Genomic DNA, 17,338 nt, shown 5'->3' with positions numbered 1-17,338 from the left:
AAAGCCATTGGAAAATAAGGAAATATCCGTGGAGCTATACGTATATCAAGTCGACTCATTCACTTCTGAAGTTTTCAAGGGAAATCCTGCAGGGGTGTGTATTACTGATACCGCACTCGAAGAATCGACAATGTTCGCTATTGCGGCTGAAATGGCGGTCTCAGAGACCGCATTTTTGGCGACAGACACAATGCAGTTGCGCTGGTTTACTCCTGAGGTTGAAGTAAAGCTTTGTGGTCACGGCACCCTAGCGGTTGCCTATGTTTTGCAAGAGCAGGGGCTGTATCAAGTTGGTGACTGTATTGAGTTTAACACTCTATCTGGTGTTTTAATGGCTGAGCTGGGAACTGAAGATATTCATCTCTCATTTCCTGCTCCTGAATTAGAGATGGATGTGGAAATTGACCAGCAACTCATTGAACGTTTAGGTATATCAACGTCTCAGATTGTTGACTACGGCAGCTTCGATTCTAAACAGTTAATCGTTGTTAATGACGAAGCACTCTTACATCAACTTAACCCCGATTTTAGTGGCTTAGTTAACCTCAAAGGTCGAGGTGTTGTTGTTACCGCAAAATCTATAGGTGATTTAGATTTCGTATCGCGATACTTTGCTCCTTGGGTAGGCGTTAACGAAGATCCCGTCACTGGTTCGGCACACTGTGCATTGAGTGTTTATTGGTCAAAAGTTCTCAATAAAACAAAGCTGAAAGCTTACCAAGCATCACATAGAGGTGGTTTTGTTGACGTAGAACAGATCGACGCCAAAACAGTAAAGCTTTCAGGAAAGGCGGTGACGGTATTACAAGGTCAGATGCGGGTTAGATAAAGCTCGTTTAGCGAACACCACCATCAACCATCTTACATTGATGAAAATATGGGTAAGAATCTCTTATTTCCAGATGTTCCATATCGAAAATAACGTGTTCAATGTCGTGCTTTTTCGCATCAAAAAGCAGCCCAACCACACTGCCACTATGAGCAACATTTAACCCGTATAGGTCGTGTTTTTCGATGATGTTGAGTAGTTGTTCAAAGCGAGGTTTAGGCAAAATGATCTGGCTTTCGATGGCGCTTACGGTTGCTGCTTTGCCAAGTAGACTTGGATTGTGACACCTAATGGCATCTGCCAGATCTGTATTCGCCGTATCTAATTTCAATGAAGAATTCATCAATGAATGACGGTGATCCACTTTGTGGTAAGCCGCAGTATCTAGCTGTATTGGGCTTTCCAATACCAACACATTAAGATTTGTCATCGAACCGTATTGTGCCGCCACAACTCCTTGGTTGTGATCAAATAAGGTTAGGGCGTTGAACATGGTGCTGTCGGTAGGTTCGAGTTGAGCGCAAAGGGAAGCAAGGTGTTCTGCTGTGTAGTCACGCTGAAAGTAGCGATAGGTCGCTGCCACCGTTGCCGCTGTATCGGCGGTACTGCTAGCCATACCTTTAGCAACAGGAATTGTGGATTGAAAATCGATCTTTAATTGTTGAGATTCATCGCTTGGGATATTGAGCTGCTTTAGAGTTAACTCCAAAGCTTTGCGCATCATCGGTCTTTGATTACTAAGTGAAGCCAAGCCAGAGCTGACTTCGACGGTACTAAACCAATCAATAGGGCAAGACACCAACTTTTCACCGCCGGAAATCCATCCTTGAATCAACTCTCCGCACGAAGCTGGGCAGCTCGCTTCAGCCATGATTAAACACCTTTTTGAGGGCTGACACTAATCGTTCGTTATCTGGTCTGGATTTAATCGCCACTCGGTAGAAGCTCTTATCTAAACCAATGTAGTTAGCGCAGCTACGAATCAAAATGCTGTGTTTCATTAGCTGTGCTTGCAGCGTCGACTGACTATCTGAGTGTTTAAAAAAGATGTAATTCGCCGAAGATTTGTAGGGTTTGATTTGCTCAAACTGTTGCAATTCACCCAATAGATAACTTTGCTCTTTGGCAAGCCAGTCGTAGGTTGCTTGGTGATAGGTGATGAAATCAAATAGTACTTCTCCTGCCAATGCAGCAAGAGCATTTATTGTCCACGGTTCTCTTTGTTCTCGAATCAGTTGTAAAAGCTTTGCGTCGGAAGAGAGCATGTATCCCAAACGTAAACCGGGCAAGGCATAAAACTTGGTCAGTGAACGCAAAATGTAAAGATTGGAGTGACAGGGCAGATATCTACAAAGACTCTTAGTCTCGGGCATAAAGTCGAGAAACGATTCATCGACAAAGAGCTTGATGCCCATGACGTCACAGCGATTTAAGATTTCAATCAGCAAATCCGGATCGGGTTGCAGCCCTGTCGGATTATTAGGTGTACATAAGAAAAGGCAATCAAGATCCGGTGAAAGAGCGGTGAGAATACGTTTAGTAACGCGAAATTCTTCCTCTTCACGCAGCAAGTAGTTGGTGATTTTGCAACCAACGCGTGTGAGTGCGCGGCGATACTCGCCAAAACTTGGTTCCACAAGTAGTGCTTTCTTGGGTTTTACGTATTGAGCCCAAAGGAAGATCAGCTCAGTTGCGCCATTGCCAGCAATTACATGGCTTTGTGAACATTGATGGTGACGAGCCAACTGACGATGCAGCAGGTGGTAATCAATATCGGGATATTGCTCTAAGCGCGATAAGTTTTCTACAAGTAGATGCTTTAATCCTCCGGGCATACCCAGAGGATTGATGTTTGCACTGAAATCAATGACATCGCTTGGAGCTAGACCAAATTGATTTGCCATTTGTAGGACATTACCGCCGTGTTGTCCACTTATCGCCATATTAGTTGCCTTTAAGCTATATCGAGTTGAATTTGTGTTAGCTCGTTAATTTAACGACATGGGCTTAAACAAAAGTGTTGCATGTTTCTGTACAACGCCGCCAATCTCAATTAATGCTGGCGCAAATTAACATATTTGAAAATTCCGCAATAGCAATAAATTACCATTTGTATGTTTTCATCGACTCTGTAAGATGCTGTTTTAAATACTTGTTTAGGTTAGCATCACAAGTTATTACCTTGAAGATGACAGTTTTGTAAACATTCATTGTCATGGTAGCCTGATTTTACTTACAACAAGCCTATAGTGAAATTTAACAACAGGATATGTAGTAGTTTTAGTTATCGAAACAAAACATTTCAATTTGGTTATGCCCTAGAACGGGTATATATCCCTCATGGGATTACGGAAGTGAGGTGAGAATCCTCCGCAGCCCCCGCTGCTGTAATGCTGACGATTTGGTTACACCACTGTTTTATCGTTTAAAACGGGAAGGGACCAATAAGGTTGACGCTAAGCCAGAATACGAATCAAGTTGAACTCAATCAATAACTCCTTCGGTGGGAAGAGAGTGAGAGAAGCAGGTTCCTGACACCAAGATCCTACGACTTTTCAACCGCCTACCGTCCATTCAGAAACGTAATTGAAAGTGGACTATGAAAGCATTACTTATAGCGGGTACAAACAGCGGAAGCGGTAAAACAACATTCACATTAGGTTTATTAAGAGCCTTATGTCGTCGTGATCTTAAGGTTCAGCCTTTTAAAGTGGGCCCAGATTACATTGATACCGCGTGGCACACCAAAGTTGCCAAAGTTCCATCGCATAATTTAGATTCCTTCATGCTCGATGAGGAGACTGTAAACGCTTTATTCCATCAACAAACACAAAATGCGGATATCGCTGTGATTGAAGGTGTCATGGGATTATTCGATGGCTATGGTACAGATCCATACTATTGTAGTAGCGCGGGTACAGCTCGAGCTCTATCTTGCCCTGTTATTTTGGTTGTTGACGGCAAAGCTATGTCGACATCGGCCGCAGCTATTGTTATGGGGTTCCAACAGTTTGGTAAAGAGATCAACATTGCAGGGGTTGTCTTCAACAACGTTAATTCCGATGGTCACTACCAACTTCTAAAACAGGCTGTAGAAACCTATTGTCATATTCCTGCGTTTGGCCGGTTACCTAAGCTACCCAATGTTGAACTTCCTTCTCGTCACTTAGGTTTGATGACCGCACAAGAATCACAAAATATGGATTCTCAATGGGATGAGCTGGCCGATGCTATTGAGCAGTATGTCGATGTTGATGGATTGCTTAGTGTTGCTCGTTCTGAACTTCATCAAGGTTCTTCTCACACGGTTTATCAAACGATTGAAGGTAAGGGAAAAGGGCTGACCGTCGCAGTGGCGATGGACAAAGCATTTAACTTCTATTACCAAGCTAACCTCGATTTGTTAGCCAGCAGTGGAGCTGAAATCCTATTTTTTAGCCCTCTGGCCGACTCTAAGCTACCTGAATGTGATTTAGTATATATCGGCGGTGGCTATCCAGAGTTATACGCTGAGGAGTTGTCGAAAAATACCTCGATGCTGCAATCGATTTTTGCAGCTCATCAAGCCAATTTGCCAATTTATGCTGAATGTGGTGGTTTGATGTATCTGGGTAGTTCGCTGTCTGACAGTGAAGAAAAAACCTACCCCATGGTTGGGATTTTATCTGGTCAAAGCATCATGACGAACAAACTGAGTCGCTTCGGATATTGCAATGCTAAAGCAGACATAGATACTTTGTTATGTGTTTCTGGCAATGAGTTACGCGGTCACGAGTTTCATTATTCTGATTTTTATACGGATATGGAACCGGCATTTACGCTTACTAAAGTTCATGAAGGTGAAGTGGTTGCAACGTGGCGGGGAGGCTATCAAGTTGGCAATACCTTGGCTATGTACTTGCATGTTCACTTTGCACAGTCACCAGAAATGTTACTTGAGTGGTTTGCAAGAGCGCGGAGCTTGTGATGGCGTTGAGCATTTATATCACCGCGTTCTTTATCGACCTGCTAATCGGTGACCCCCAAAGTTGGCCACATCCTGTTCGGTTAATTGGTATGGCCATTTCCAATGTCGAGAAACGACTTCGCCACATATTCAAAAGTAAAGTGTGGCTTTACTTTGCAGGCGGGATTTTATGGATATCAATTGTGGTTACTGCCGGATTGGTTACCTGGGCGATAATTCATTTTTGTTATGGCATCCATTGGCTACTCGGCACGGGGGTAGAGGTATGGCTTGCATTCACAGTACTCGCGACAGGCTGCTTAAAAGATGCAGCTCAAGATGTGCTTGCCCCACTGCGTACTCATGATCTTCCACAAGCTAGACTCAAACTTTCCTACATAGTAGGGCGTGATACCAGTCAACTGGACGAAAAACAGATCACCAGAGCAACAGTTGAGACCGTGGCTGAAAACACCGTAGATGGAGTCATTGCGCCACTATTTTATCTATTTATCGGTGGCGTTCCACTTGCGATGGTCTATAAAGCGGTCAATACGCTCGATTCTATGGTTGGTTACAAAAACGAACGATACAGAGAGTTGGGCTTCGTATCGGCTCGAATGGACGATTTAGCAAACTTCATTCCCGCTCGTCTCTCATGGCTGTTGTTTTCCTTATCAGCTGGCTTGTTAGGGGGCAATGGCAAATCTGCGTTCACAATCGGTTGGCGTGACAGGTACCAACATAAAAGTCCAAACAGTGCATGGTCTGAAGCAACTGTTGCAGGAGCGCTAGGCGTGCAACTTGGTGGCCCAAGCAGCTACTTTGGACGGTTAGTCGAAAAACCTTGGATTGGAGATAGCATTAGGGAGATAGAGCCTGAAGATATTGTTCAATCTATTCGTTTAATGTACTTAACGTCGACCTTAGCTCTGGTTCTATTTTCTGTTGCTTATTTCATTCTAATTTAGGGATAACCATTGACTCTTTCCACTGCCACAACGAAATCAATCGACGAATTTTGATATCAATAATGAATTCTCCTCTAATCCGCCAAATTGTTTCGTTGCCACGCTTAGTATTGGTCTAGCAAGTGTTCCTTTAAACCTGCAAAAGAGATTGATTCGCCGAACAAGACATATTAGTCTGCAGACGTCTATACATCTAAATAAAGAATATAAGGGAGTTTGTATGTCAGGTCAGCAGTTGGTTACCATATTAGATGGCGGTATGGGCAGAGAATTGAAGCGCCGTGGTGCGCCGTTTCGTCAACCAGAGTGGTCAGCATTGGCTATGATGGAAGCGCCAGAAGTTGTGGGCGAAGTTCACCGTTCATTCATTCAAAATGGTGCACAGGTTATTACTACCAACAGTTATGCACTTGTGCCTTTCCACATCGGACAAGAGTGTTTCGATTCTCAAGCTGAGGTGCTAGCAGACAGAGCAGGCAAGGTAGCCAGAGACGCGGTCATTGCTGAAGGTAAGCAGACGTTAGTTGCGGGTTCTATTCCTCCACTGTTTGGCTCTTATCGTGCAGATCTCTATCAACCTGAAAATGCAGAAAAGATTGCGTCGCCACTTATCAAAGGGCTCGATGCTCATATTGATGTATGGCTAGCGGAAACTCAGAGTCTGATTGCAGAATCCACTACGATTTATCAGAAGGTAAGGGCGCTGGGCACTGGGAATAAACCGTTTTGGGTGTCTTTTACTCTAGATGACAGTGAGAAAACGGAAGTACCAAAGCTTCGTTCTGGTGAGACGGTTAAGCAAGCGGTTGAAGCGATGGCTGCACTGAATGTGAACTCGATTTTGTTCAATTGCAGCCAACCTGAAATTATGGAAGACGCTTTGATTGTTGCAAGAACGACGTTGGAATCGCTTGATGCCGAAGGAATTCAACTTGGCGTTTATGCCAACGCATTTCCCCCAACAACAAAAGATGCAACAGCAAATGATGGTTTAGATGAACTCCGTGATGATCTCAATCTAACCGTGTACGCAGAAATTGCAGACAAATGGCACAAACAGGGAGCAAGTTTGATTGGCGGCTGCTGTGGCATAGGTCCGGAACATATCAACGAATTGAGCAAACATTTTGCCGCTTACCTACGTTCATAAAGACTGAGTGGACAAAAGAAACTTCAAATTAAGAGCAGTAAATTAAATAAACAATTTATTCGCTACTAATATCAGTTGTTTATAAGGGAGAGTTAACCTGCTTAGCTCTTCCTTACTTCTGTATCATCATAAAGTCCTCTCTAACAGCTCTTAATAAGTGTGATCGAAAGGCCACATATCCCGCTTTATTCAGAGACTTGGTATTTAATCCTTGTTCAATAGGTAATGAATACAAATTGTGCCCTTTGCTAAGCGAACATCTAATAGGTTTTGCTTAAATGTCTTCTAAGAGCTAACTTCAATATAAATAACGTCTTAAAACTAAAAGATATGATGGATAAAACAGTTAAACCTGCGGATCACAATAAAATGTCATGCAAACAATGTTTAGAGAGTAAAGATCTTGGTTTTGATTTTACGATGGCGTTTCAGCCATTAATTCAATACTCGACCAAAACGGTATTTGGTTATGAAGCTCTAGTCAGGGGAACACAAAATGAATCGGCTTTCTCTGTCATTGAGAAGGTGAATGATGAAAACAGATATCGGTTTGATCAACTTTGTCGAGTTAAAGCAATTGCTTTAGCGTCAAAGCTTAATATTGATTCTGTGTTGAGTATTAACTTCCTGCCAAATGCTGTGTATCGACCTGAACTTTGTATTCGTACTACGTTAGAAGCCGCGAAGGAGTATAACTTTCCAATCGAAAACATCATGTTTGAATTTACGGAAGTAGAGAAAGTTAAAGATAATGAACACATAAAACACATTGTTGAGTGTTACAAAAACTTGGGTTTCAGAACGGCGATAGATGATTTTGGTTCGGGGTACTCAGGGTTAAATCTTCTGGCGGGTTTTCAAACAGACATCGCTAAACTGGATATGGAGTTAATTCGAAACATAGATAAAGACCCTGTTAAACAAGTGATCATAAAACACTGTTTAGCTATGTTCGCAGAATTGAATATTACGCCACTTGCTGAGGGTATCGAGACCAAGGAAGAGATGATTTTCTTGAGAGATGCCGGTATCGATTTAATGCAAGGGTACTATTTTGCCAAACCCGGATTCGAATCCCTTCCTAGTGTCGATTTTACTCTTCTTTAATCCTGTTCTGTATCAAGCCTTGTTCTCATACAAAAGGTTTGTTCACTGATTTATTGTCGACACATTTTGTTTTCTATTGATAGTGTCGACAACTCACTTTCTCCCCATAAAAGTAAATATTTCACTTAATCATTTAAATACAGATGTTTATGGTGTTTTTCTGTCTTTTATAAACAATCGTTAATGTTATACCTTAGTCTAAGTTGTCGACAATTGGCTTGATTGTCGACAATCTGATCGGCTAAAGTAACTTCATTCCTTGATGAGCGTGTAAGTAGTAGAGCGCTGAACAAGCAAAATGAAGAGATAACATGAATAGTGAATTAAAAAAGCCAGCCAACAGCGACAAAGAAAATACCAAGTCAGAAAACCTGACTGAGTATTTGATTGAAGCGATTGTAGAAGGTCAGATTGCTCCCGGTAGCAAAATCTCTGAACCTGAGCTCGCAAAGCGTTTTGAAGTAAGCCGTGGGCCTTTGCGTGAAGCCTTAATGCGCATCGAAGGTTTAGGCTTAATCGAGCGCATCCCGCATGTTGGAGCGCGCGTTATTCAATTCTCATCAGAAAAACTGGTTGAGCTGTATGCGGTGCGTGAAGCATTGGAAGGTATGGCAGCTCGCCTTGCTGCACGCAATATCACCGAAATCGAAATTGCAGGCTTAGAAACACTATTGTCGACACATTCGGCACATATTGATCAAGTAGACGGTGCCTCTTACTTCCACCAACAAGGTGATTTTGACTTTCACTATCGCATCATTAAGGCAAGCCGCAATAGTCAGCTCGTATCTCTACTGTGTGATGAGCTTTATCACTTGCTGCGCATGTATCGATATCAGTCGCCTCGTGCACAGTCTCGTCCTGTTGAAGCGTTGGACGAACACAAATTTATCCTGCAAGCGATTCGTAACAGAGATGAAGAGCTGGCAGAAATGCTGATGCGTCGCCACATATCAAGAAGCCGACGTTTAATAGAACAACAAATTTTGTACTCAAACGACTTGGATTCGCAGGTAGGCGACAAGTGAGCGAGTCTCCATGAGCATAGGTTGCTATGCGATTGGGGCGAGTGAATGCAGTCGCTAACTCTAAAAGAGAAAGTGCTGCGGATTCAAGTAGGAAGAGTAACTAGATTAAGGAGAATCAAATGTTGAGCCCAGGAGCAAAGTTTCGACTTGCAGTTAAAACCAGTAACCCGTTGCAAATTGTCGGCACTATAAACCCATATTGCGCCATGATGGCGAAAAAATTAGGTCACCAAGCGATATATCTTTCCGGTGGCGGCATTGCTAATGCGTCATACGGATTACCGGATCTTGGCATCACCACACTCAATGACGTGTTGGTCGATGTTGACCGCATTACCAACGCGTGTGATTTGCCACTTCTCGTCGATATCGATACCGGCTTTGGTGGTGCTTTCAATATTGGTCGCACTATTAAAGCAATGGAAAAAGCAGGTGCTGCTGCGGTTCATATGGAAGATCAAGTGGCGCAAAAACGTTGTGGTCACCGTCCGAATAAAGCCATTGTCAGTTTGGAAGAGATGGCAGATCGCGTAAAAGCAGCGGTTGATGCTCGCTATAACCCTGAATTTGTCATCATGGCTCGCACTGATGCGCTTGCGGTTGAAGGTATGGATAGTGCCATTGAACGTGCCATCGCTTGTGTTGAAGCCGGTGCAGATATGATCTTCCCAGAAGCTATGACGGAACTTCAACAATATGAGCGTTTCTCAACAGCTCTGCATTCTGCAACGGGCAAGCATGTGCCAATTCTTGCCAACATTACTGAGTTTGGCCAGACGCCTTTGTACAACTGCGAAGAGTTGGCGAAATCAAAAGTCGATATGGTGCTTTATCCACTGAGTGCATTCCGTGCAATGAACAAAGCAGCTGAGATGGTGTATAGCCACATTCTGGAAAATGGTAATCAGGAAGCCTTACTCGATAGCATGCAGACCCGTAAAGAGCTGTATGAATATCTGAACTACCACAGTTACGAAGGCAAGCTAGACCAACTGTTTAGCAAGTAGACGTCATTAAAAATTAATCCCTATTAATTACACAACAGTAATAGGGAAGCCCGAGAAAACTGAAATAGTGTTTAGACAAGGCTTTTAAATAAGCAAAGAAATATAGAAAACGTACAGCTTACGTTTTCGTTAATAATCCAATAACGTGAAACTGCTGAGCAAAAGCACCCATGAGGTGGACCCAAGGAGGTCGGCTTTTACAGCCCAAAGCAAAGCGACAAAAGGAGTCCAACATGCCTCATTCCCCTAAAGGAGAGCTAGGCGGAGCTGGCCTACGTGGTCAAAGTGCTGGAAGCACCGCTTTATGTACGGTTGGTAAAACAGGTACAGGTCTAACTTACCGTGGTTACGACATCACAGATTTAGCCAACAATGCGCAGTTTGAAGAAGTTGCTCACTTACTGTTAGTCGGGCATCTGCCGAACCAAACTGAATTAGACCAATACAAAACCCGTCTGATTGGCTTACGTGGTTTACCACAACCTCTAAAAGATGCACTTGAATTAATTCCAGCAGACGCTCATCCAATGGATGTAATGCGTACTGGTTGTTCAATGCTTGGTAACTTAGAAACTGAACAAGATTTCTCACAACAAGTTGCCGCTACAGAACGTATGTTAGCCTTGTTCCCAGCCATCATCTGCTATTGGTACAGATTCAGCCATGACGGCGTACGCATTGATACCGAAGATCGCAGCGAAGATTCGATTGGCGGTTATTTCTTAAAAATGTTGACTGATAAAGCGCCAAGCGATTTGTTCAAACAGGTAATGCATACCTCGCTTATCGTTTATGCAGAGCACGAGTTTAATGCTTCAACCTTTGCTGCACGTGTTTGTGCTTCAACATTATCTGACTTGCATTCGTGTGTGACTGCCGCAATCGGTACGTTACGTGGACCACTGCATGGTGGTGCAAACGAAGCAGCGATGGAAATGATTGAGAACTGGCAAACTCCCGATGAAGCAGAACAAAACATTCTGCGCATGCTGGCCAACAAAGACAAAATTATGGGCTTTGGTCATGCCATCTATCGTGAAAGCGACCCGCGTAACGCGCTGATCAAACGTTGGTCAAAAGAGCTTTCTGAATTCGTTGGTGACAAACAACTTTACGCCGTTTCAGAACGTGTTGAAGCCGTAATGAAACGTGAAAAAGACTTGTTCTGTAACGCGGATTTCTTCCACGCATCGGCTTATCACTTTATGGGCATTCCAACCAAGCTATTTACGCCGATATTTGTGATGAGTCGTTTAACGGGTTGGGCAGCACACGTGTATGAGCAACGCGCGAACAACCGAATTATTCGTCCAAGCGCAGATTACACAGGCCCAGAGCATCAAGAGTGGGTTCCAATCGAAAAACGCAGTTAACAGTATAAAAGGCGCTACGTAAAAATGTGGTGCCTAAATTTATAGATCATAATGAGTCACTCCTAACTATTTGGATTTGTAGGTAGGCAGCAAGTGAGCGAGATCCATGAGCATAGGTTAGCTATGTGATTGGGCGAGTGAACGCGGAACACCCCTACAAATTTAAATAGGACGGAGTGAGAAGGAAGAAGCGATGAACAATACCTATAAAAAAACGCTTCCGGGAAGCCAGATTAGTTATTTTGACACTCGTGAAGCCGTTAATCAGATATCTCCAAATGCTTACGAAAAGCTGCCTTATACTTCGCGCGTGCTAGCGGAAAACTTAGTACGCCGATGCGATCCTGAATCATTAGTCGATTCACTGAAACAGATTATTGAACGCAAACGCGATATGGACTTCCCTTGGTATCCAGCACGAGTTGTGTGCCACGATATCTTAGGACAAACAGCTTTAGTTGACCTTGCTGGACTGCGCGATGCGATTGCAGAGCAGGGCGGTGACCCAGCCAAAGTTAACCCAGTGGTTGAAACTCAACTGATCGTTGATCACTCTCTTGCTGTTGAACACGCTGGGTTCGATCCAGAAGCCTTTGATAAAAACCGAGCGATAGAAGAGCGTCGTAACGAAGACAGATTCCACTTTATCGAATGGTGTAAAACCGCATTTGAGAATGTCAGTGTTATCCCTGCGGGTAACGGCATCATGCACCAGATTAACCTCGAAAAAATGTCGCCAGTAATTCAAGTCAAAGATGGCGTCGCATTTCCTGATACCTGTGTGGGTACTGACAGTCATACGCCACACGTGGATTCATTGGGCGTGATTGCCATTGGTGTTGGTGGGTTAGAAGCTGAAACCGTGATGCTCGGTCGTCCTTCAATGATGCGCTTACCGGACATCGTAGGTGTGAAACTGACAGGTAAGCGTAAACCGGGCATTACCGCTACGGACATCGTGCTGGCTATTACTGAATTTCTGCGTAATGAAAAAGTGGTCTCGTGCTACTTAGAATTTTTCGGTGAAGGAGCCAAAGATCTCACCATCGGTGATCGTGCAACTATCTCTAACATGACACCAGAATACGGTGCGAGCGCGGGTATGTTCTACATCGATGAGCAGACCATCAACTACCTAAAACTGACTGGTCGTGATGCTGAGCAGGTTGCTTTGGTCGAGCAATACGCAAAAGAAACCGGCTTATGGGCTGATAGTCTTGAAAATGCAGAATATGAACGCGTTTTGGAGTTCGATTTATCCAGTGTAGAACGCAACTTAGCAGGTCCTTCCAACCCACATCGTCGTCTACCTACTTCTCAACTGGCCGCTCGCGGTATTGCTGGTAAGTGGGAAGAAAAAGAAGGTGAAATGCCGGACGGCGCAGTGATCATCGCTGCAATTACCTCTTGTACCAACACCAGTAACCCTCGCAACGTGGTTGCTGCCGGTTTGCTGGCGAAAAAAGCCAATCAGCTCGGGCTGGTTCGCAAACCTTGGGTGAAAACTTCGTTTGCACCAGGTTCAAAAGTAGCAAAGCTTTACTTAGAAGAAGCGGGTTTGCTCCCTGAACTGGAACAGCTTGGGTTTGGTATCGTTGGTTACGCCTGTACGACTTGTAACGGTATGAGCGGCGCGTTAGATCCAGTGATTCAGCAAGAGATCATTGACCGTGACTTATACGCTACTGCGGTATTGTCTGGTAACCGTAACTTCGATGGTCGTATCCATCCTTATGCAAAACAAGCATTCCTAGCTTCGCCACCGCTTGTGGTTGCTTATGCTTTAGCTGGCACCATTCGTTTTGATATTGAACGCGATGTGTTAGGACATGACGTTAACGGTAACCCAATCTATCTCAATGACGTTTGGCCAAGTGATGAAGAGATTGACCAAGTCGTTGGTCAACACGTTAAACCAGAGCAGTTTAATCAAGTCTACATTCAGATGTTTAAACTGGATGACGCACAAAAGAGCAGCAGCCCACTGTATGACTGGCGTCCGATGAGCACATATATACGTCGACCTCCATATTGGGAAGGCGCGCTAGCAGGTGAGAGAACTCTAAAAGGTATGCGTCCATTAGCGGTATTGGGTGACAACATTACTACTGACCACTTATCGCCTTCGAATGCGATCTTGGCATCCAGTGCGGCAGGGGAATACCTGACGAAGATGAATGTACCGGAAGAGGATTTTAACTCTTACGCGACACACCGTGGTGATCACTTAACCGCGCAACGTGCAACCTTTGCTAACCCGAAACTGTTTAACGAAATGGTGAAGGAAAATGGCGAAGTGGTGCAGGGCTCACTGGCTCGAATTGAACCAGATGGTAAGGTCACTCGCATGTGGGAAGCGATAGAAACCTACATGGAGCGTAAACAACCGCTGATTATTGTCGCTGGTGCTGATTATGGGCAAGGTTCTTCACGAGATTGGGCTGCCAAAGGTGTTCGTCTTGCGGGCGTTGAAGCGATTGTCGCAGAGGGCTTTGAGCGCATTCATCGTACTAACTTAGTCGGTATGGGCGTACTACCGCTTCAGTTTAAAGACGGTGCGAATCGCAACACTTTAGCCTTGGATGGCACTGAACTTTACGATGTGGTGGGTGAGATTAAACCGGGTGTGGATTTGGCATTGGTTATTACCCGCAGTAACGGTGAAAAACTGGATGTGGCGGTAACTTGTCGTTTAGATACCGCCGATGAAGTGAACGTGTATAACGCAGGCGGTGTATTACAGCGTTTTGCGCAAGATTTCCTAGCGCAGTAGGAGGTAGAGAATGGCTTCTCAAATCAAAGTTCCTGCTACCTACATGCGTGGGGGAACCAGTAAAGGCGTATTTTTTAAGCTTGATGACTTGCCAAAAGCCGCGCAAGTCGCAGGTGAAGCGCGCGACAAACTTCTGATGCGTGTTATCGGTAGCCCAGATCCATATGGTAAACAAATTGATGGTATGGGCGGCGCTACATCAAGCACAAGTAAGACGGTAATTGTGTCGAAAAGCGAACGTGCTGACCATGATGTCGATTATCTGTTCGGTCAGGTGTCTATCGATAGTCCGTTTGTCGATTGGAGTGGTAATTGCGGCAACTTGTCTGCAGCTATTGGGCCGTTCGCGATTCATGCCGGTCTCATTCCTGAATCGCGGATTCCTGATAACGGCATTGTCGAAGTGCGCGTGTGGCAGGTGAATATCAGCAAAACTATCGTCGTTCATGTACCAATCGTTAATGGAATGGTTCAGGAAACGGGGGATTTTGAACTGGACGGAGTGACTTTCCCAGCCGCTGAAATTCAGGTCGATTTTATGGACCCAGCGGACGGTGAAGGTTCGATGTTCCCAACGGGCAATTTGGTGGATGATCTAGTTGTGCCTGATATCGGTACACTCAATGTCACCATGATCAACGCTGGAATACCGACGATTTTTGTTGATGCTTCTGCCATCGGCTATCAGGGTACTGAGCTGCAAGATGACATCAATAACGACGTTAACGCGTTGGCTATGTTTGAAAAAATTCGTGCTTATGGCGCGTTAAAAATGGGTTTAATTCAAAATTTAGAAGAGGCGAAAACTCGCCAGCATACGCCCAAAGTGGCGTTTGTTGCGAAGCCGAAAACGTATCAATCGTCGAGTGGTAAAACCGTTCTAGAGTCAGATGTTGATGTACTGGTTAGAGCGCTCTCTATGGGTAAATTGCACCACGCAATGATGGGGACAGCTGCCGTCTCCATCGCTGCGGCGGCTTGCGTGCCCGGCACCTTAGTCAATTTGGCTGCAGGTGGTGGAGAAAAACAATCTGTTACTTTTGGTCACCCGTCCGGAACATTAAAGGTAGGGGCAAAAGCCAGTGCGACAGAACAAAACGGCTGGAAAGTAGAAAAAGCCGTAATGAGTCGCAGCGCACGAGTGTTAATGGAAGGCTGGGTAAGAGTTCCCGCTGAAACCATCGAAACTCGTTAAGCCAGAACATTATTCCAAGTTGTCTTTGGCGATAAAACTTGGGGTATAAAAAGGAGAAGCACAATGTCTGCATATTTGAAGGAATATCTATGGGCAAAAGAGCAACCAGAATCGTTCTGGCATGCGCAAGCCCAGAAAATCGATTGGTTTGAATTTCCGCAAACTATTTTAAAGAAAGACGAAAACGGCATCGAACGCTGGTATCCCGATGGTTTGCTCAATACATCTTGGCTTGCATTGGATTACCACTGCGAGCAAGGCCGAGGCGACCAAACCGCACTCATTTATGATTCGCCTGTAACAGGTAAGAAACAGCGTTATAGCTATTTCGCATTGCGTGACACTGTAGCGCGTATCGCTGGCATGCTGGCTGACCAGGGGGTCACAAAAGGCGATCGAGTGATTATCTATATGCCGATGATCCCGGAAGCAGCCATGGCGATGTTGGCTTGTGCGCGTCTTGGAGCCATTCACTCTGTGGTATTCGGTGGTTTTGCACCCAATGAGCTTGCTGTTCGTATTGAAGATGCAGAACCGAAAGTGATCATGACCGCTTCGTGCGGTATTGAAATCAATAAGGTCATTCCATACAAGCCTATGGTCGATAAAGCGATCATGGATAGCCGCTGGAAACCCGAAAAAGTGGTGGTATTCCAACGTCCTGAATGCTTAGCCGATCTTGACAACGAACGCGATTTAGATTGGAGTGCACAGTACGAGAAAGCGCTGCCGCATGCCTGCGTACCTGTGTTGGCGACAGATCCGCTCTACATTCTTTACACCTCAGGTACAACGGGCAAGCCTAAAGGAGTGGTTCGTGATAACGGTGGACACGCCGTTGCCATGAAGTACTCAATGAGCTGCATTTACGATATGCCGCAAGACGGCGTATTTTGGGCTGCATCAGATGTCGGCTGGGTGGTAGGGCATTCCTATATTGTGTATGCGCCGCTTATTCATGGTTGCACAACGATTTTATACGAAGGTAAACCTGTAAGAACACCTGATCCGGGCGCTTTTTGGCGTGTTTGTCAGGAATACAAAGTGACGGCTTTGTTCTCTGCGCCAACCGCTTTCCGTGCCATTAAGAAAGAAGACCCAAATGGCGAGCTTTTAGAGAAGTACAATCTGAATCATCTGAAAACCATATTTATGGCTGGAGAGCGATTAGATCCTCCAACGCTAGAATGGGTACAAGAGAAAACCAACAAACCCGTTATTGATCACTGGTGGCAAACCGAAACAGGCTGGGCTATTGCAGGCAACCCGACAGGTATTGAATTAATGCCTGTGAAAGCAGGCTCTGCGACTAAGACAATTCCGGGCTATCAAGTTGAAATCTTGAACGAAGTGGGAGAGGTTCTTCCTCCCAATCAACAGGGTTTTGTAGCACTGAAAAGACCGTTACCACCAAGTTGTTTGACCACAGTTTGGCGTAACCATGATCGATTCGAAACGGGGTATTTGGCTCAGTTCCCTGATTACTATGTTTCTGGCGATGGTGGTTATCTGGATGAAGACGGATATCTGTTCATTATGGGACGAATCGATGATGTGATTAACGTTGCCGGACATCGACTCTCGACTGGCGAGATGGAAGAGATTGTTGGTGCTCACCCAGCGGTAGCTGAATGTGCGGTTGTCGGTGTGCATGACGAACTCAAAGGCCAGCTTCCATTAGGTTTGGTAGTGTTGAAAGACGGTGTGAAAGTTGATCTCGAATCGCTGGAATCTGAACTGGTCAATAGTGTTCGTAGCCATATCGGTGCCGTCGCATGCTTTAAACATGCCTTGGTCGTGGAGCGTTTGCCGAAGACACGTTCAGGAAAGATATTGCGCCGTATTATCCGTCAGATCGCCGACGGAGAAAGTTACACTGTCCCTTCTACCATTGATGACCCAAGTAGTTTGAATGAGTTAGAGAAAATTCTGCACGTTTAATCTGCTGTTGTTGGTACA

General features: G+C 44.8%; 13 protein-coding genes and 1 riboswitch. Of the genes, 11 read left to right on the top strand and 2 right to left on the bottom strand.

The genetic code is table 11. The features are described from left to right. Positions 1-28: 28 nt before the first annotated feature. Positions 29-829: a PhzF family phenazine biosynthesis protein gene (locus L3V23_RS18000; protein ID WP_102966527.1), complete on the top strand. Its 801-nt coding sequence runs from the start codon at positions 29-31 to the stop codon at positions 827-829. A 7-nt stretch (positions 830-836) separates the two neighbouring features. On the opposite strand, the gene L3V23_RS17995 is transcribed toward L3V23_RS18000, so the two are convergent. Next, positions 837-1,700, bottom strand: coding sequence for a GHMP kinase (locus tag L3V23_RS17995; RefSeq protein WP_102966528.1), 864 nt, complete (start codon positions 1,698-1,700; stop codon positions 837-839). Further along, a complete protein-coding gene (cobD, locus tag L3V23_RS17990; protein WP_102966529.1) occupies positions 1,693-2,772 on the bottom strand; it encodes a threonine-phosphate decarboxylase CobD in 1,080 nt (359 codons plus the stop codon). Before cobD ends, L3V23_RS17995 begins: the two co-directional genes overlap by 8 nt. Before the next feature lie 348 nt (positions 2,773-3,120). Further along, a riboswitch (cobalamin riboswitch) is annotated at positions 3,121-3,322 on the top strand. Between the two features lie 106 nt (positions 3,323-3,428). On the opposite strand from cobD, the gene L3V23_RS17985 reads away from it, so the two are divergent. From L3V23_RS17985 to L3V23_RS17940, 10 genes are all read left to right on the top strand, one after another. Continuing rightward, positions 3,429-4,796, top strand: coding sequence for a cobyrinate a,c-diamide synthase (locus L3V23_RS17985; protein WP_042482242.1), 1,368 nt, complete (start codon positions 3,429-3,431; stop codon positions 4,794-4,796). After that, a complete protein-coding gene (gene cbiB / locus L3V23_RS17980) occupies positions 4,796-5,746 on the top strand; it encodes an adenosylcobinamide-phosphate synthase CbiB (RefSeq protein WP_102966530.1) in 951 nt (316 codons plus the stop codon). The genes L3V23_RS17985 and cbiB overlap by 1 nt, the downstream gene beginning before the upstream one ends. Before the next feature lie 220 nt (positions 5,747-5,966). Continuing rightward, on the top strand, positions 5,967-6,896 hold the full coding sequence (locus tag L3V23_RS17975; protein WP_219725635.1) for a homocysteine S-methyltransferase family protein: 930 nt from the start codon (positions 5,967-5,969) through the stop codon (positions 6,894-6,896). 369 nt (positions 6,897-7,265) lie between these two features. Continuing rightward, entirely contained in the window at positions 7,266-8,003 is a 738-nt protein-coding gene (locus L3V23_RS17970) for an EAL domain-containing protein (protein WP_237292689.1), read from the top strand. Between the two features lie 311 nt (positions 8,004-8,314). Continuing rightward, the gene (locus tag L3V23_RS17965) at positions 8,315-9,031 is read left to right on the top strand and encodes a GntR family transcriptional regulator (RefSeq protein ID WP_102966532.1); all 717 of its coding nucleotides are present in this window, start codon (positions 8,315-8,317) and stop codon (positions 9,029-9,031) included. Positions 9,032-9,150: 119 nt separating this feature from the next. Continuing rightward, positions 9,151-10,038 (top strand): methylisocitrate lyase, encoded by an 888-nt coding sequence (gene prpB, locus L3V23_RS17960; protein ID WP_102966533.1) that lies wholly within the window; start codon positions 9,151-9,153, stop codon positions 10,036-10,038. Between the two features lie 233 nt (positions 10,039-10,271). Beyond that, the gene (gene prpC / locus L3V23_RS17955; RefSeq protein WP_102966534.1) at positions 10,272-11,411 is read left to right on the top strand and encodes a 2-methylcitrate synthase; all 1,140 of its coding nucleotides are present in this window, start codon (positions 10,272-10,274) and stop codon (positions 11,409-11,411) included. Positions 11,412-11,604: 193 nt separating this feature from the next. Beyond that, a complete protein-coding gene (gene acnD / locus L3V23_RS17950) occupies positions 11,605-14,184 on the top strand; it encodes a Fe/S-dependent 2-methylisocitrate dehydratase AcnD (RefSeq protein WP_102966535.1) in 2,580 nt (859 codons plus the stop codon). A gap of 10 nt (positions 14,185-14,194) precedes the next feature. Further along, complete coding sequence (gene prpF, locus L3V23_RS17945; protein ID WP_102966536.1) at positions 14,195-15,379, top strand: 2-methylaconitate cis-trans isomerase PrpF; 1,185 nt, start codon at positions 14,195-14,197, stop codon at positions 15,377-15,379. Positions 15,380-15,442: 63 nt separating this feature from the next. Then, positions 15,443-17,320, top strand: coding sequence for a propionyl-CoA synthetase (locus L3V23_RS17940; RefSeq protein ID WP_102966537.1), 1,878 nt, complete (start codon positions 15,443-15,445; stop codon positions 17,318-17,320). Positions 17,321-17,338 lie beyond the last annotated feature (18 nt).

The sequence above is a fragment of the Vibrio sp. A1-b2 genome (assembly GCF_021726015.1).
GTDB classification, from domain to species: domain Bacteria; phylum Pseudomonadota; class Gammaproteobacteria; order Enterobacterales; family Vibrionaceae; genus Vibrio; species Vibrio diazotrophicus.
The sequence above is the reverse complement of the archived record's forward strand: the minus strand, read 5'-3'. Positions and strand labels throughout refer to the sequence as shown.

Bases quoted from the DNA above. Each gene is read 5' to 3' on its own strand.
- prpF (WP_102966536.1), top strand. From the start codon at position 14,195: ATGGCTTCTCAAATCAAAGTTCCTGCTACCTACATGCGTGGGGGAACC.
- acnD (WP_102966535.1), top strand. From the start codon at position 11,605: ATGAACAATACCTATAAAAAAACGCTTCCGGGAAGCCAGATTAGTTAT.
- L3V23_RS17985 (WP_042482242.1), top strand. From the start codon at position 3,429: ATGAAAGCATTACTTATAGCGGGTACAAACAGCGGAAGCGGTAAAACA.
- prpB (WP_102966533.1), top strand. From the start codon at position 9,151: ATGTTGAGCCCAGGAGCAAAGTTTCGACTTGCAGTTAAAACCAGTAAC.
- L3V23_RS17995 (WP_102966528.1), bottom strand. From the start codon at position 1,700: ATGGCTGAAGCGAGCTGCCCAGCTTCGTGCGGAGAGTTGATTCAAGGA.
- cbiB (WP_102966530.1), top strand. From the start codon at position 4,796: ATGGCGTTGAGCATTTATATCACCGCGTTCTTTATCGACCTGCTAATC.
- prpC (WP_102966534.1), top strand. From the start codon at position 10,272: ATGCCTCATTCCCCTAAAGGAGAGCTAGGCGGAGCTGGCCTACGTGGT.
- L3V23_RS17975 (WP_219725635.1), top strand. From the start codon at position 5,967: ATGTCAGGTCAGCAGTTGGTTACCATATTAGATGGCGGTATGGGCAGA.
- L3V23_RS17970 (WP_237292689.1), top strand. From the start codon at position 7,266: ATGTCATGCAAACAATGTTTAGAGAGTAAAGATCTTGGTTTTGATTTT.
- L3V23_RS17940 (WP_102966537.1), top strand. From the start codon at position 15,443: ATGTCTGCATATTTGAAGGAATATCTATGGGCAAAAGAGCAACCAGAA.
- cobD (WP_102966529.1), bottom strand. From the start codon at position 2,772: ATGGCGATAAGTGGACAACACGGCGGTAATGTCCTACAAATGGCAAAT.
- L3V23_RS17965 (WP_102966532.1), top strand. From the start codon at position 8,315: ATGAATAGTGAATTAAAAAAGCCAGCCAACAGCGACAAAGAAAATACC.